The following is a 15,806-nucleotide window of genomic DNA, read 5'->3' as shown; positions in this document are numbered from 1 at the left end:
GCTGCCCACTGGAGGCGCCGGGCCCGCCGGGTGTGCCGGAGGAGCCGGATCCCACGGCGGCCTCGGACGTCTCCGGTGGCAGCCGCGTCGAGAAGGCATAGACATGGGGCGAGGACTCGGCCAGCCTGAGGTACACGGAGACCATCGCGTACAGCCCGTCCAGGGCGTTGTCCGAGGTCTCCGCGGCGGCCAGCAACTCACGTTCCATGAAATTGATGGCGCGTTCGCCCACGGCGGCCTGCAGGCCGTTCTTGTCCCCGAAGTACCGGTAGAAGACGCTCTTGGAGGTGCCGGCATGTGAGGCGATGTCACCCATGGATGCCTGTGGTCCGAGATCGTGAACGGCGCGGCGCGCGGCCCGGATCAGCTCTGCTCGTCGTTGCAGGCGGTGATCATCCCATCGGGTGGCGCGTCCATCCGGCGTCCCGGCATCCTTGACTGCGATATTCACGATACCGAGCGTATCAGGTACTCTGGGTACCAGTAAGCCCCGTCACGCTGCATCCACGGCCCGCCGTGAAACCCCGAAGGGATCACCATGACCGAGAAGACCTCCCCGAACGCCCCGCAGACCCCGGCTGCCCCCCGGGATTCCGCGCGGAACGCCGCGGGCCGGCCCGCCATCGCCGGTGGCGAGGTGCGGCAGGCCGTCATCATCGGCGGAAACCGCACCCCGTTCGCGCGGTCCCATGGCGCCTATGCCCAGGCCACCAACAAGGACCTGCTGACGTCCGCCCTGAACGGGCTCATCGCCCGGTTCGGGTTGCAGGGGGAGCGGATCGGGGAGGTCGCGGCCGGCGCGGTCATCAAGCACAGCAAGGACTTCAACCTGACCCGGGAGTCGGTCCTCGGCACCTCGCTGGACCCGGCCACTCCCGCCCACGAGGTCCAGATCGCCTGCGCCACGGGCATGGAGGCCATCGGGGGGCTCGCCAACAAGATCCGCTTGGGGCAACTCGACTCCGCCATCGGCGGTGGTGTGGACAGCATCTCCGACGCCCCCCTCGTCTTCAACGACGCCGCCCGCGCCGTGCTGATGGAACTCAACCGCGCCCGCACCACGCAGGACAAGATCAAGGCCGTCCTGAAGTTCCGACCCGGCCACCTGGCACCAGAGGCGCCGGGCACCGAGGAACCCCGCACGGGGCTGTCCATGGGCGAACATCAGGCCCGGACCACTCATCAGTGGGGGATCACCCGGCAGGCTCAGGACGAGCTGGCCCTGGCCAGCCACCACCACCTCGCGGCCGCCTATGACCGCGGCTTCTTCGACGACCTCGTGACGCCCTTCGGCACGCTGACCAGGGACAACAACCTGCGAGCGGACACCACGCTCGAGAAGCTCGGCAAGCTCAAGCCCGCCTTCGGCCGCGACCTCGGGGACGAGGCCACCATGACCGCCGGGAACTCCACCCCGCTGACGGACGGTGCCTCCACCGTCCTGCTCGGCTCCGAGCAGTGGGCCGCCGAGAGGGGCTTGCCCGTGCTGGCCGACTTTGTGGACTTCGAGACCGGCGCTGTGGACTTCGTGGAGGGCAAGGAGGGCCTGCTCATGGCACCGGCCTACGCCCTGTCCCGCCTCTTGCGGCGCCAGGGACTGTCCCTGCAGGACTTCGACTACTACGAGATCCATGAGGCCTTCGCCGGAACGGTCCTGTCCACCCTGAAGGCCTGGGAGGATGAGGACTTCTGCCGCGACCAGCTGGGTCTGGACGCGCCCCTGGGTGCCATCGACCGGTCCAAACTCAACGTCAACGGCTCCTCGCTCGCCGCCGGTCACCCCTTCGCCGCGACCGGCGGCCGGATCACCGCCACCCTGGCCACGATGCTCCACGAGAAGGGGCCGGGCTCGCTCGGCCTGATCTCCGTCTGCGCGGCCGGCGGCCAGGGCATCGTCGCGATCGTCCGGGGGCGCTGAGCACATGGCCACGGCACCGCAGACCGACACCTACACCGCCCTCGTCAACCAGCCGCTCGGCCGGAAGCTCGCCGGGGCCCTGGGGCTGCCCCGGCCGGCCGCCCTGCGGCGATACGAGCCCGGCCAGCCCCTCGTGGAGGGCTCCGTTCTCGTCCTCGGCGGGGGCCATGCGGCCGACGAGGCCGCGGCCGTCCTGCTGGACTGGGGACTGGATGTCCGCCGCCAGTCGGCTCCGGCCGACCGCTATGGCGCCGTCGTGGCCTGTTATGACGACGCGGGCACGCCGGCCGACCTGTCCGCCACCACCCTGCAGCTCGGCGCCGTCCAGCGGAAACTGGGCCCGTCCGCCCGCGTGGTCACCGTCTACCGTGATCCGCTCGGCTCGGACCAGCCCGCCGTGCGGGCCGCCCGCCGGGGCGTCGAAGGCCTGACCCGTTCGCTCGCGCACGAGATGCGCCGCGGGGCCACCGCCAACGGGATCGTGCTGGGTGAGGACACGGCGCTGTCCGCCCCGGGGGCCACCGGTGCCTTGCGCTTCCTGCTCTCGGCCAAGAGCGCCTTCGTCTCCGGCCAGTTCATCCCCGTCTCCTCCGATGCCGGCATCCTGCCCCGGGACTGGGAGAAGCCCCTGGCCGGCAAGGTGGCCGTGGTGACCGGTGCCGCCCGCGGCATCGGTGCCGCCATTGCCGCGACCCTGCACCGCGATGGGGCGACCATCGTGGGGGTGGACGTGCCGGCCGCCGGGGAGGCGCTGGCCGGCGTCGTGAACTCGCTCGCCGGAACCGCACTGCAACTGGACATCACCGCGGCGGATGCCGGGGAACGGATCCTCGCGCACTGCGCCGATCGCCATGGGCGGCTGGACATCGTGGTGCACAATGCCGGGATCACCCGGGACAAGAAGCTCGCCAACATGGATGCCGCCCGGTGGGACTCCGTGCTCGCGGTGAACATCGAGTCCCAGCTGGCGATGAACCGCGTCTTCCTGGCCGCAATTGGTCAGTGTGTCGTGGCGGACGGACTGCGGATCGCCTCGCTCGCCTCAACGTCCGGGATCGCCGGCAACGCGGGTCAGACGAACTACGCCGCGTCCAAGGCGGGCGTCATGGGGATGGTCTCGGCCACGGCAGAGCTGATGGGCGCTGCCGGGACCGCCGCCGGCGGTGGAACCATCAACGCGGTGGCCCCCGGCTTCATCGAGACGGAGATGACCGCCCGGATGCCGATGGCCACCCGTGAGGTCGCGCGCCGGTTGAACTCCCTCCAGCAGGGAGGCCGGCCCATTGACGTGGCGGAGGCCATCGCCTATCTGGTCTCCGATGCGGCTGGGGGGACGTCCGGCGCCACGCTGCGCGTCTGCGGCCAGGGCATGATGGGGGCCTGAGGTGGAGCGTGAGACCATGACCCCCTTGAGCTCGAGCTACCGGGCGGCCCTGTCCACAGCAGCCAAGGACGCGCTGGTCAGGCGGCGCCGCCCGCAACAGCTGCCGGGACGGACCGTGGTGATCCACGACCACGCGATCAGTGCTGGACTCGCCGCCCGGTACGCCCGGATGTTCCACCGGAACGGTCCGGTGCTGGACCCCACCGACCTGCCCTCGGTGCTCGTGCACGTCGCCGCCTTCCCGGCGGCCATGGAACTCATGGCTGATCCGGATTTCCCGCTGCCGCTGCTGGGCATGGTCCACCTCCGCAACCGCGTCATCCACCATGCCCCGGTACCGGCCGGCACCCCCGTGGAGGTGGCCGCCTCGGCCACCCGGCTGAGCCCTCATCCGTCCGGGACCACCGTGGACCTGGTCGTCACCGTCCACGGGCCGGCACGCGTTGACCGCCCCGCCGACGGCACCGTCAGCAACCCGAGCGACGGGGCCGGGGGGCTGCGGCTGTTGTGGGAGGGCACGTCCACCTACCTGGCCGCCGGAGTCCACCTGCCGGTCCACGACCGCCCGGCCAGGTCCAGCCACCCGCCGTTCACGGCTCCGCAGCTGACCGCACAGTGGCGCCTTCCCGCGTCCACCGGCCGGGAGTATGCCGCCGTGTCCGGAGACTTCAATCCGATCCACCTCAATCCGGTGACCGCCAAGCTCCTGGGGCAGAAGGGCATGATCGCCCACGGGATGTACCTGGCCGGGCGGATGCTTGCGGGCCGGGAACCGGCGGGTGCCGGCCACGAGTGGGAGATCTCCTTCGCCACTCCGGTGCTGTTGCCCGGGACGGTGTCGGTGGGCGTCCTCCACGCGGATCGCCGCAACGCTGAGGAGACGACCGGGGAGACGACCGAGGTCACGGCATGGAACGGCCGTACCGGAAGGCCGCACTTCACCGGCTCGATCACCGTCCCGGGTGCCGTCCCAGGATAGGCCCCGGGTAGGGGGCGGTGTCGTGGTCTGCGGAGGTTCCGGTCCCTACCGCTCGGCGGAGAGCACCTCGTACGCCTCTGACATGTGGGCCGCCATCGCCTCCCAGCCGAAGGTCCGGGCCCGGCGTGCCGCCGCCGGGCCCATCCGCCGCCACGCGGGCAGGTCTGCCACGATCCGTTCCAGCTCCTGTGCCCAGGTCTCCGGGTCCAGGCCGTCCACCAGCCGGCCGGTCTCACCGTCCGCCACGGCGTAGGCGAGCCCGCCCACCCGGTGTGCCAGCACCGGGGTCCCGCAGGCCTGGGCCTCGAGGGCGACCAGGCCGAAGGACTCCGAGTAGCTCGGCACGATCACCACGTCCGCAGCCCGGTAGACCTCGGCCAGCTCCCGCGCGGACACGGGGCCGGAATCGGTGCAGTGGCCCTCCAGCCCGGCGGCCGAGACCAGGGCGCGGAGGTCGAGTTCGTCCGCGCCCGAGTGGGCACCGGTCAGGTGCAGCTGCACCGGGGGGACACCGGAGGCCCGCCGGTTCACGAGTCCTGCGGCCCTGATGGCCACCTGTGGGCCCTTGTGCCCCTGGATCCGCCCGGCGAACAGGACCTTGAGCCCGTCCGGCCGACCGGGCCAGTGGGCACCGCCGTCGGGATGGAAGACGGAAGTGTCCACGCCCGGCGGGACCACCCGGATCCGGGCTGGATCGGCTCCGTAGTGACCCCTCAGCTCCTCGCGCTCGGCCGGGGTGTTGGCCACCAGGAGGTCTGCCGCCGCGGCGATCTGCTGCTCGGCGGTCTCCCGTTCCTCCGATTCGCTGGACCGCGCGTCCCGGGCGTTCTTGACGGCCGCCATGGTGTGCATCGTGTGCACGATCGGAGCGTTCAGGTCTGCGGCCACCGCCAGCCCGGCCAGCCCGGAGAGCCAGTAGTGGGAATGCACCACCCAGCGGCAGTCGTCTCCGTGGCATCCGCCCGCGGCGGTCAGGGCACCGGGGGCCGCGGCGGCGAAGTCATCCACCCACCGCGGCAGCTCCTCCTTGGGCACGTCTGCGGCCGGGCCGGCGGGGACCGGAACCACCCGGGCGCGGGCCGCCCCCGGGGCGGCGGGGACGGCCAGGTCCTGGACGCGCTGCCCGGTCCGGTCGCGACGCGTGAGGACCCAGACCGGGTGCCCCGCCTCGGCCAGGGTGATGGCCAGCTGGCGGACGTAGACGTTCATGCCACCAGCATCACCCTGGCCCGGCTGTGCCAACGGTGAGGTGTGCAGGGACACCATCACCACGCCGAAGGGCCGGGTCACCGTGCGGGGATCCCGCGGCCGGGCTGCCGGTCCGGTGGTGAGCCGGGATTCAGCTCATGGTGTACCGCGTCCAGCAGGCGGGCGAATCCGGGAACGGCATCCAGGTCGTCGATGAGCACGGCCCGCCCGGTGGCGTCCGCGAGCGGGATCTCCCAGTTCGGGTATTCGTGCTGCTGGGTGCCCGGCTGGTTCTGGATGCGGCGTTCGCCCACGGCGTCCACCAGCGCGATGCCGTGCAGCATGGACGGCGCCTGCGCCAGGAACCGGTGCAAGGCCACCACGACGTCGGCCACCACGGCCGGATCGAGGGAACCGCCGGACCCGAGGGCCAGGGCCGACGCGGCCTCGGCGGACAGGAATCCCGCCTCCACGACGGCTTGGAGGAACGCCCGACGCTCGGCGCCGGCCCGGTCCCGCTCGGCGTGGGGATCGCCGGTCACCAGCTCGAGTCGTTCGCGCAGGTCCAGGTGCGTGCCGGCCAGGTAGCCGGCGGTCGGGGGCAGGTCATGCGTGTTGACGGAGGACAGGCACTGGACCCGGTAGTCCTGGGGCGGACGGGGCCGGCCGGCCTCCTGCTCGAACCACAGGATCGAGGTGCCCAACAGCCCGCGGTGCGCCAGATAGTCCTGGACCCACGGTTCGAAGGTGCCCAGGTCCTCGCCCACGACGACGGCGCCCGCACGCTCCGCCTCGAGGGCCAGGATGCCGATCATCGCCTCATGGTCGTACGTGACGTACGCACCCTCGGTGGGGGACTGGCCCACCGGGATCCACCACAACCGGAACAGTCCGAGGATGTGGTCAACGCGGATTCCGCCCGCATGGCGCAACACCGAGCGGAGCATGTCGCGGTACGCGCGGTAGCCGGTCTCAACCAGCCGTTCGGGGTGCCACGGTGACTGCGACCAGTCCTGGCCGCGTTGGTTGTACATGTCCGGTGGGGCGCCGACGGACATGGACGCGACGAGCTGGTCCTGCAGCATCCAGGCGTCCGCGTTGTTGCGGTCCGCCCCGACGGCCAGGTCCTGCATCAGCCCCAGTCGCATGCCCGCCTCCCGGGCCGTCTGCTGCGCCGTTGCCAACTGGGTGTCACACAACCACTGCATCCAGCGGTGGAAGTCGACATCCTCGGCCAGGTCGTGGCGATACCGTTCGGCCAGGCGGCCCCCCGGTGTGAGCTCGGGGTCCCGCCAGGCCGGATCGGTGGCGCCACAGGCGCTGCGCAGAGCACACCACAGCGCGAAGTCCTCCAGACCCTGGCCCTCCTGCTCCCGGTAGGTGCGGTAGGCGCGCGCCCGTTCCGGCGTCGGCGTGACCTGATGGAGCCGGCGCAGGGCCGTCAGCTTGGCCGCGGTGGTGGCGTTGCGGTCCAGGGACTCGGCGGTCGCGTTGTCGGCCTGGCGGGCGGCGGCCAGGGCGTCCACCCCTCGGCGAGCACGCGGGTCAAGGGCGGCGTACTCGGCGAGGTCCTCGATGCGCAGATACATCGGGTTGATGAACCGGCGGGTGGAGGGCGAGTAAGGCGAGGAGACCACCGGCGGTTCCGGTGCGGTGGCATGCAAGGGGTTGGACAGGACGTAGTCGCCGCCGTGCTCGGCCGTCTGGACCGCCAGTTCAGCCAGGTCCCTCAAGTCGCCCAGTCCCCAGGAGGCCGAGGACCGTGCCGAGTACAGCTGGACGGACAGCCCCCAGCCACGCCGATGGCGGTAGGGGTCTGCGGTCGTGAGACGTTCCGGCGTCACGACGAGGGCGGCCTCGACCTCATTGCCGTCCTCCACCCTGGCGCCCAAGCGATGCCATCCCACGGGCAGGTCCCGGGGTAGCCGGAAGGTGGCCTGCCCGATGAGTTCGCCGTCGATGTCCTGGGGATCCGTGAAATCCTCGAGTTGCTCGAGGGGACGGGCCTCTCCTGACTCCAGCAGCGCCACGACCGTGACGGAGCTCCCGTGGGGGACGTGGACCTGGACCGAGGATCCAGATCCCTCGTGGGTGACCGTGGTGTGCGGCAGCACGCGGCGCCACGGGGCCAGCCGTCGTCGCTCCAGTGCCGCCTCGAGCCCGGCCGTGCCGTCCGGTTCGACGGTGCAGCCCAGGGCCGCGAGCACCGTGGGGAGCGTGTGGTCGGAGACCGGGTGTTCGTGACCGTCGTGACCCCGGTAGGAGGGCTGGACGCCATAGGCGTGGGCCAGCCGCTGGAGCAGGTCGCGAGCTTCGGTCATGGCTGGTGCGCCTCTTTCACGTGCGGATGCGGCCGGGCCACCGGTTCCGGTGCCCCGGTCCGATTATGGCAGGCCACCGCCAGGGCCGGCTCAGCCGCAGGCCAGGGCCGGAGGCAGACAGGCCAGTTGGCGTGCGGACAGGCCCGTCCGGATGCGACGGACCTGGTCCGGGGTGTAGTCCGGGGCCGCCTCCGTCTTCATCGGTGTACGCGAGGACCAGGTGAAGGTCACCGAGAAACGGTCCCGGGCGATCGGTGGCGTGGCCCGGTGCAGCAAACGGCAGTTGTCTGCCACCACGGCTGTCCACTTCGGCCCGGTCGCGGCAGTCACGGCGCCCGCGGGGACCATGTCAGCCACCCGGGCGTCATCCACGAATCCAGCCACGTAGTGCAGCTTCTCCACGGCGTACAGCGTCTCGGCCAGCGGAATGTAGGCGTACGGCCCGCCTTGGTCGTCGACATCGTTGAGCCAGACCAGGATCTTGACGGTGCGCCGGTCCTCGGCGTCACGGTGCCATCGGCGCACGCCCACGGTCTGGTTGTTGCCGACCTCGCGGCGCACGTCCGCCCCGTAGTAGCGGGCCGGCACACCCAGGTAGTTCTCCACGATGTCCAGCATGCGGTCCTGCAGGCCCCAGTGCCAGAGGGGCAGATCCGCCAACAGGTCGTGCGTGGAGGGACGCAGCGTACTGGCCCCGCCCGTAGGCAGGGCCGCCAACGGGGCCACCACGCGGTCCAGGGCGGTCTTGAGCACGTCGGTGGTGGGGATCGCGAGATCGTCCAAGGGTCCGATGCGGACACCCTGCCGCTGCAGGGTGGAGACCAGCCCCGCCTGGGCCAGGTCGAGGGGAGGCAGATGCGGCGCCCACTTGCGGCGGCGTTCCTCATGCATGCCGTCGGCGGCCCAGCGGACCGGCGTGACATTGGTCAGAATCTCCCGCTTGAGCCGATTCGCGAACCGCCCCAAAGGGCCCGCTACTGTCTCGGATGTGATCATGAGACTGAGGTTACAAGCGCGCATCGGCGGTGACGACGGCCATCGTCGCCGACGAGTAGTGGTGGGGTACAAGGTCGTCCTGTGACTTCCCTATCACGTAGGGACAGCAGGTGCCCAGGCCCATGGAGCTCGAAATCCCTCAGAGAGTCGTTGCATCCGTCAGAGGAGTCGCCCGGACGGCGACGACGAAAACGGGGCTGGTCATCACCAGCCCCGTTCCGGGTCGCCCTGAGGTGGGCGTTTGTTGTGCGCGGAGGGGGACTTGAACCCCCACGCCCTTGCGGGCACAGCGACCTCAACGCTGCGCGTCTGCCAATTCCGCCACCCGCGCGCACAACCCGGTTCGCACCGGATTTCCACTGCCTCGAAAGGCAGCGCTGACAATCCTAACACCCTTTTCGCGGGCTTTCGCACACGCGCCGGACAGGGACCGTTCCACCTCGCTAGGGTGGCACCATGACCGTCACCTCCAGCCACGACTTCACGGACGACGTCGTCCGCATCTGCCGAGACCTGATCCGGATCGACACCTCGAATTACGGGGGGAACGATTCCCGGGGAGAACGCGAGGCCGCCGAATACTGTGCGGCCCTGATGAGGGACGCGGGCATGGAACCGACGGTCTACGAGTCGTCCCCCGGCCGGGCCAGCGTGGTGGGTCGCGTCCCGGGGTGGGACACCCAGGCTCCCGCGCTGATCCTGCACGGCCACCTGGATGTGGTCCCCGCGGACGCCAGCGAGTGGACGGTGGACCCGTTCTCGGCCGAACTGAGGGACGGGATGATCTGGGGCCGGGGCGCCGTGGACATGAAGGGGATGGACGCCATGATCCTCGCGGTCCTGGGCCATCTGCACCGCACCGGACGGCAGCCCCGCCGGGACCTCATCGTCGCCTTCTTCGCGGATGAGGAGGCCGGCGGCGTCTACGGGGCCCGCTGGATGGTCGACCACCATCCCGAGGTCTTCGCCGGGGCGACGGAGGCCATCAGTGAGGTCGGCGGTTTCTCCACGGACCTCCGCGGGCAACGCGCCTACCTGTTGCAGACCGCCGAGAAAGGCCTGGCCTGGCTCAACCTGACCGCCGCGGGAGCGCCGGGTCATGGATCGTCCGTGCATCCCGACAATGCCGTGACCCGGCTGGCCGGGGCCATCGAACGGATCGGCAACCATGCCTGGCCCGTGGACTACACGAAGACCACGCGCGCCCTGCTGGAACAGGTGGCCGAGATCTGCGGTGTGGAGTTCGACGAGGCGGACCCCACCCCCCAGCTTGAGGCGCTCGGCACGGCGTCCCGGTTCGTCGGCTCCACCCTGCGCAACAGCACCAATCCCACGGGCCTGACCGCCGGCTACAAACACAACGTGATCCCGGGCAAGGCGCAGGCCACCGTGGACGTCCGCTTCCTGCCGGGGCAGGAGGAGGAGGTCATGACCACCCTGCGTGAACTCGCCGGCGAGGGGGTGGTCTTCAGTCACGAGCACCGCGACATCTCCCTGGAGGTCCCCTTCTCCGGCGACCTCGTGGATCTCATGGTCGACTCCATCCAGGCTGAGGACCCCGGCGCCCCGGTGCTGCCGTTCATGATGTCCGGCGGCACGGACAACAAGTCCCTGTCCCAGCTCGGCATCGCCGGCTACGGATTCGCCCCGCTGCAGCTCCCGGCCGACCTCGACTTCACCGGCCTGTTCCACGGCATCGACGAGCGCGTCCCCGTCGAGGCCCTCGACTTCGGGTGCCGCGTGCTGCACCGGATGATCGAGCCCCGCTGATTCAGCCGACACGCCGTAGAGACCACGCCGAGGCCGCCCTGTGGCGGAACCGCCACCGCCGAGCCGACCTCGCCACCCGAATTTCCAGGAGGACCCCCTATGCCCACTCCGCAGAATCCCCAGCTGGCCGCCGTCGGGACCATCCTGACGGATGACCTCCTCTCCGGGATCCGTGACCGCGCCCGCGGACTCGACGAGGCGAACGCCTTCCCGCAGCAGGACCTGGAGGTCCTGCGGGAGGCCGGCTACCTCGGGGCCCTGGCCCCCACGGCGGCGGGCGGACTGGGCTGGGACATCTCAACCGTCGTCGCCGCCCAGAGGGTACTGGCCATGCATGCACCGGCGACCGCGCTGGCCGTGAACATGCACCAGATCTGGAACGCCGTGGCCTCGATCCTGGCGCACCAGGGAGATGACTCGCTCGACTTCATCCACCGCGAGTCGGCAGCGGGGGAGGTCTTCGCCTTCGGTATCTCCGAGGCGGGCAACGACGCGGTGCTGTTCGACTCGGACACGGTGGCCCAGCCCCTGGGCGACGGCTCCTACCGGTTCACCGGGACCAAGATCTTCACCACCCTGTCCCCGGCGTGGACACGGCTCGGAATCTTCGGCAAGACGCCCGACGGCGGCCAGCTGGTCTTCGGCTTCCTCGACCGGTCCGCGGACGGCTGGGAGGCCGACGCCTCCTCCTGGGACATGTTGGGCATGCGGGCCACCCACTCTCACACCACCCGACTGCAAGACGCCCTCGTCCCCGCCGAGAGGATCGTGCGGCACATCCCCACCGGACCGAACGCCGATCCGCTCACGTTCGGGATCTTCGCGTCCTTCCTGACCCTGGTCGCTGCCGTCTACACGGGGGTCGGGGACCGCGCCGTGGAACTGGCCGCGCAGAACCTGGCCCTCAGGACGTCCAAGGTCACCGGGCAGGCACTGTCCCAGGATCCGGTGCTGCGGTACAAGACCGGCGAGGCCGCCCTGCGACAGCTGGCCGTGGACACCCAACTGCGGGCGGTGGCCGCGGACATCGACACCGGTGCGGACCTGGGTGCCGAGTGGTTCCCGCGACTCGTGGCGAACAAGACCATGGCCGTCCGCACGGCCAAGGCCCAGGCGGACTTCGCGCTCGAGGCATCCGGGGGTGCCTCCTACCACCGCGGCAATGAGTTGTCCCGCCTCTACCGTGATGTCATGGCCGGGGTGTTCCACCCCTCGGATGACGAGTCGGCGCACCAGACCCTGGCGAACCATCTGCTGGGGCCGGTCCACGATCCGGAGACGTAGGCTCAGGCGCGCACGTCCAGGGTCGACCGGACGCGGATGATCCGGCGGCGCAGCCAGTATCGCCGGGCACCGCCGCGGTAGAGGACCGTGCGCTGCAATTCCCACTTGCCGTACTCCGCGTGCTCCACCACCCGACGCCGGGCCTCGGTCACCGAGTCGTGTGGGGCGACGGTCATCACCAGGTACTCCCAGTGGTTCCGCTGCTCCAGCGACTCCAGACCGCTCGTGATCTCCTGTTCGCGCATCCGTCTCCTTGGGAACTGGCGGGACAACGGACCCGGTCTCCGTGGATCATGGCCGTCTTCGACCAGTATCCGACACGAGCGGCCCTGCTTCCGTGAAACCCTATGCCAGGCCGGGAAAAAACGGCTACCGTGGTGCCATGAGCATCGACCCGCGCGTGGCCCTGGAGGCCCTGGTTTCCGCATTCGAAGAACATCTGGCGGCCGCCACCGGCAAGCGTGACGATGACGATCCTGCAGTCGAGTCGGCCTTCTTCAACGTGGCCGATTCCTTCGAGGCCTACGAGGACGCCCTGTATGCCGCCACCGGTGAGTTCACCCCGCTGGACGTCTACGACGACGAGGATGATGACGACGAGGACGGTCAAGGCTCCGGCGCCTGACCCTTTGCCAGCCGGACCACGAGCAGACCGACGAGTGAGTCGATGGCCCATCAACGGCGGCTCGACGGAGGTTCTACGACCACGGGATGATCTTCGTCCCGATCTTCCGGCGCGGGTGCGTCGCAGGGACGGGGTCCACGGGCCTGTGACGTAGGGTTCTCTGATGTGAACTGGTTAGAAGCGATCATCCTGGGCCTCGTCCAGGGCCTGACGGAATTCCTTCCCATCTCGTCCTCGGCGCACCTGCGCATCGTCGGCGAGTTCCTCCCCGGAGCCGCCGATCCAGGGGCGGCGTTCACCGCCATCACCCAGATCGGCACGGAACTCGCGGTGCTGATCTTTTTCTGGAAGGACATCGTCCGGATCATCTCGCGCTGGTTCGGGTCGCTCTTCGGCAAGGTCGAACGCAACGACCCGGACGCCCGCATGGGCTGGCTGATCATCATCGGCTCGATACCCATCGCCGTGGCCGGCCTGCTCTTCGAGGACTACATCGACACCTCGTTCCGGTCCCTGTGGATCGTCGCCACGATGCTGATCGTCTTCGGCCTGCTGCTGGCGGTCGCCGACTCACTCGGGCGGCAGACCAAACCCCTGGAGAAGCTCACCCTCAAGGACGGCATCCTGTTCGGACTGGCCCAGATGATGGCCTTGATCCCCGGTGTCTCCCGCTCCGGTGGCACCATCACGATGGGCCTCGCCCTGGGCTTCACCCGCGAGGCCGCTGCCCGGTATGCCTTCCTGCTGGCCGTTCCGGCCGTCTTCGCGTCCGGCTTCTACAAGCTGTTCCAGGCCCTGGGGGAGCCCGGGGCCCCCGCCGCCTATGGCATGGGGGAGACCCTGGTCGCCACCCTCGTTGCCTTCGCGGTCGGTTATGTGGTCATCGGCTGGCTCATGAAGTTCATCTCAACCCACTCGTTCAGGCCCTTCGTCTGGTACCGCATCGGACTCGGCCTGCTGCTCTACATCCTGCTCGGCTTCGGAGTGATCAACGCCTGATGGAATCCTGGAACACCCCCCTCCCGGCTCGTCTGCCCGTCCAGCCGGACCGGCTCAAGATCCATGACACCTCCTCTCAGGCAGAACGCCATCCGGGCAACCTGGCCGAGGCGTCCCTCTATGTCTGCGGGATCACGCCCTACGACGCGACCCACCTCGGCCACGCGAACACGTACGTGACCTTCGATCTGCTCAACCGCTACTGGCGCGCCTGTGGCCTGCCGGTCACCTACGTGCAGAACGTCACCGATGTGGACGATCCGCTGCTGGAACGGGCCACCGCCACCGGCGTGGACTGGCGGGACCTGGCGGCGGACCAGACCGAGCTGTTCCGCTCGGACATGGAGGCCCTTAACGTCCTGGCACCGGACCACTACGTCGGCGCCACCGAGACCGTGGACTGGGTGGTCCACTCCGTCGAGAGCCTCGTGGACAACGGCACCGCCTATCCCGTGCCGGGCGTGGACGGCGGGCCCGACGGCGACGTCTACTTCTCCATCGACGCGGCCGAAGAGAACACGGACTGGACCCTCGGCAGCATCGGCCGTCTCGGATCCGAGGAGATGTCCGCGGTCTTCCCGGACCGCGGCGGTGACCCGGAGCGCCCGGGCAAACGCCACCCGTTGGATCCCTTGTTGTGGAGGGTGGCCCGCCCCGGCGAACCGACCTGGGACGGCCGATCCCTGGGCACCGGCCGGCCGGGTTGGCATATCGAATGCTCCGCCATTGCCCGGCGGCTGCTGCCGGCTCCCTTCACCGTCCAGGGCGGAGGCTCGGACCTGCGCTTCCCGCACCACGAGTTCAGTGCCGCCCACGCCACCGCCGGCGACGGGAAACCCCTGGCCGGTACCTTCGTCCATGCCGGGATGGTCGGGTACGAGGGCGAGAAGATGTCCAAGTCCCTGGGCAACCTCGTCCTGGTCTCCCGATTGCGCCAGCAGGGCGTGGAAGCGGTGGCCATCCGCGCGGCGCTGCTCTCCCAGCACTACCGTTCCGACTGGGAGTGGACCGCCGAGCTGTTGCGGCAGTCGATGGACCGAGTGGCCCGGTGGCGCCAGGCACTCGGCCTCGAGACGACCGAGGACGGGTCCGCCGTGCTGGCCGCCGCCCACCGCGCCCTGTCCCATGACCTGGATGCCCCGGCCGCCCTGGCCGAGCTGGACCGCTGGGCGGACCAGGCCCTGGCCCGGGATGCTGTGGATCCCGACGACGCGGCGCATTCCTCGGACCTCTCGGCCCCGGATGTCCGGACGGTGGCCAACGGCCTGCTCGGCCTGCTGCTCTGAACCGGCCCGAGGTCCGGGACCGTCCTCGTCCCGTACCGGGATCCACCGCCGGGGACGGGACCAGGTCCGGCTAGTCCCGGCCGCGCCGGCGCAGGTACCGCTCGAATTCCTGGGCGATGGCCTCGCCCGAGGCCTCGGGCAGTTCCTCGGTGTCCCGCGCGCGCTCCAGTTGTTCCACGTAGGCGGCGACGTCGGGGTCCTCACCGGCGAGTTCGTTCACGCCGCGTTCCCAGGCTTCGGCGTCCTCGACCAGCGGCGCGAGGTCCAGGCTGACCTGGACGAGGTCCTCGATCCGGCGCAGCAGGGCCAGCTCCGCTTTGGGGGAGGGCGCCTGCGAGACGTAGTGGGGGACCGTAGCCCACACGGACACCGTCGGCAGTCCGGCCCGCGCGGCCGTGTCCGTCAGCACGCCCACGATCCCGGTCGGCCCCTCATACGTCGGCCGTTGGGCGCCCAGGGCCTCCCGGATCTCGGGATCTGCACTGGAGGGCATGGCTGGCAGTGGCCGGGTGTGCGGGACGTCGGCCAGCAGCGCCCCCAGCATGATCACGGCGTCCACATTCTGCTCAGCGGCATGGGTCAGCAACTCGGCCGTGAAGGCCTGCCATCGGTAGCTGGGCTCGGCCCCGGACACCAGGATGACGTCGAGGCCCTCCACGTCGGTCGCCCGGAACATGCGCGTCTGCGGCCAGGACAAGGTGCCGAGCCCATCGGCGTCGCGCACCACCGTGGGCCGGGTGAACTGGTAGTCGTAGTAGTCGCCATCCGTCAGGGAGCCGGCCGCGGCCGCACCCCATTGGCGGCGCAGCAGGTCGATCGCGCTGGTGGCCGCCTCGCCGGCGTCGTTCCAGCCCTCGAAGGCTGCGACCATGACCACTGGCCGGCGTCCGGAGACCACTCCGCCCAGATGGTCGCGCAGTCCCGACTGCCCGGCTGGTGTTCCGTCCATCTCTGCCATGATGGCCACCCTAGACCCGGGTGAACGTGGGGTGCCAGACACGTGCCGGATGTGAGCCGGACCTGAGCCGGACCCGGACGGTCCGGTCCGGCCGTCGT

Annotated in this window: 14 protein-coding genes and 1 tRNA gene; 8 read left to right on the top strand and 7 right to left on the bottom strand. The window is 70.2% G+C overall.

What is annotated here, in order from left to right; all coding sequences use genetic code 11:
• Positions 1-451: helix-turn-helix domain-containing protein (locus RUH65_RS07660; protein WP_313816743.1), on the bottom strand; the 451-nt coding region annotated here is incomplete at its 3' end.
• Positions 452-538: 87 nt separating this feature from the next.
• Between RUH65_RS07660 and RUH65_RS07655 the strand changes: the two genes are divergently transcribed.
• From RUH65_RS07655 to RUH65_RS07645, 3 genes are read left to right on the top strand one after another with little or no spacing between them, the layout of a single operon-like run.
• Positions 539-1,918: an acetyl-CoA C-acetyltransferase gene (locus RUH65_RS07655; RefSeq protein WP_313816742.1), complete on the top strand. Its 1,380-nt coding sequence runs from the start codon at positions 539-541 to the stop codon at positions 1,916-1,918.
• Between the two features lie 4 nt (positions 1,919-1,922).
• Positions 1,923-3,302 carry a 3-oxoacyl-ACP reductase gene (locus RUH65_RS07650; RefSeq protein ID WP_313816741.1) on the top strand — a complete coding sequence of 460 codons (1,380 nt, stop codon included), beginning with the start codon at positions 1,923-1,925 and terminating at the stop codon, positions 3,300-3,302.
• A 16-nt stretch (positions 3,303-3,318) separates the two neighbouring features.
• Entirely contained in the window at positions 3,319-4,281 is a 963-nt protein-coding gene (locus RUH65_RS07645; protein WP_313816740.1) for a MaoC/PaaZ C-terminal domain-containing protein, read from the top strand.
• A 45-nt stretch (positions 4,282-4,326) separates the two neighbouring features.
• Here RUH65_RS07645 and RUH65_RS07640 read toward each other — a convergent pair whose 3' ends face one another.
• The 4 genes from RUH65_RS07640 to RUH65_RS07625 all read right to left on the bottom strand — a co-directional run bounded on the left by RUH65_RS07640 (position 4,327) and on the right by RUH65_RS07625 (position 9,117).
• Positions 4,327-5,571 carry a glycosyltransferase gene (locus tag RUH65_RS07640; protein ID WP_313816738.1) on the bottom strand — a complete coding sequence of 415 codons (1,245 nt, stop codon included), beginning with the start codon at positions 5,569-5,571 and terminating at the stop codon, positions 4,327-4,329.
• Positions 5,568-7,790, bottom strand: coding sequence for a 4-alpha-glucanotransferase (malQ, locus tag RUH65_RS07635; RefSeq protein WP_313816736.1), 2,223 nt, complete (start codon positions 7,788-7,790; stop codon positions 5,568-5,570). The genes RUH65_RS07640 and malQ overlap by 4 nt, the downstream gene beginning before the upstream one ends.
• Before the next feature lie 90 nt (positions 7,791-7,880).
• The gene (locus RUH65_RS07630; protein WP_313816735.1) at positions 7,881-8,786 is read right to left on the bottom strand and encodes a hypothetical protein; all 906 of its coding nucleotides are present in this window, start codon (positions 8,784-8,786) and stop codon (positions 7,881-7,883) included.
• A gap of 247 nt (positions 8,787-9,033) precedes the next feature.
• Positions 9,034-9,117 (bottom strand) — tRNA-Leu (locus RUH65_RS07625).
• Positions 9,118-9,242: 125 nt separating this feature from the next.
• Here RUH65_RS07625 and RUH65_RS07620 point away from each other — a divergent pair.
• Positions 9,243-10,556 (top strand): M20/M25/M40 family metallo-hydrolase, encoded by a 1,314-nt coding sequence (locus RUH65_RS07620; protein ID WP_313816734.1) that lies wholly within the window; start codon positions 9,243-9,245, stop codon positions 10,554-10,556.
• A 99-nt stretch (positions 10,557-10,655) separates the two neighbouring features.
• Positions 10,656-11,840 carry an acyl-CoA dehydrogenase family protein gene (locus RUH65_RS07615; protein ID WP_313816733.1) on the top strand — a complete coding sequence of 395 codons (1,185 nt, stop codon included), beginning with the start codon at positions 10,656-10,658 and terminating at the stop codon, positions 11,838-11,840.
• A 2-nt stretch (positions 11,841-11,842) separates the two neighbouring features.
• On the opposite strand, the gene RUH65_RS07610 is transcribed toward RUH65_RS07615, so the two are convergent.
• A complete protein-coding gene (locus RUH65_RS07610) occupies positions 11,843-12,085 on the bottom strand; it encodes a DUF5703 family protein (RefSeq protein WP_313816732.1) in 243 nt (80 codons plus the stop codon).
• A 137-nt stretch (positions 12,086-12,222) separates the two neighbouring features.
• Between RUH65_RS07610 and RUH65_RS07605 the strand changes: the two genes are divergently transcribed.
• The 3 genes from RUH65_RS07605 (at position 12,223) to mshC (ending at position 14,750) form a co-directional block, all read left to right on the top strand.
• The gene (locus RUH65_RS07605) at positions 12,223-12,465 is read left to right on the top strand and encodes a hypothetical protein (RefSeq protein WP_313816731.1); all 243 of its coding nucleotides are present in this window, start codon (positions 12,223-12,225) and stop codon (positions 12,463-12,465) included.
• Between the two features lie 165 nt (positions 12,466-12,630).
• Complete coding sequence (locus RUH65_RS07600; protein WP_313816730.1) at positions 12,631-13,464, top strand: undecaprenyl-diphosphate phosphatase; 834 nt, start codon at positions 12,631-12,633, stop codon at positions 13,462-13,464.
• Complete coding sequence (mshC, locus tag RUH65_RS07595) at positions 13,464-14,750, top strand: cysteine--1-D-myo-inosityl 2-amino-2-deoxy-alpha-D-glucopyranoside ligase (RefSeq protein WP_313816729.1); 1,287 nt, start codon at positions 13,464-13,466, stop codon at positions 14,748-14,750. Before RUH65_RS07600 ends, mshC begins: the two co-directional genes overlap by 1 nt.
• Positions 14,751-14,820: 70 nt before the next feature.
• Here mshC and RUH65_RS07590 read toward each other — a convergent pair whose 3' ends face one another.
• The gene (locus RUH65_RS07590; protein ID WP_396179791.1) at positions 14,821-15,708 is read right to left on the bottom strand and encodes a PAC2 family protein; all 888 of its coding nucleotides are present in this window, start codon (positions 15,706-15,708) and stop codon (positions 14,821-14,823) included.
• Between the last annotated feature and the right edge of the window lie 98 nt (positions 15,709-15,806).

This window comes from Citricoccus sp. (assembly GCF_032154715.1).
Classification (GTDB): Bacteria; Actinomycetota; Actinomycetes; order Actinomycetales; family Micrococcaceae; genus Citricoccus.
Note: the sequence above shows the minus strand (reverse complement) of the source record. Positions and strands in the feature narration are given on the sequence as shown.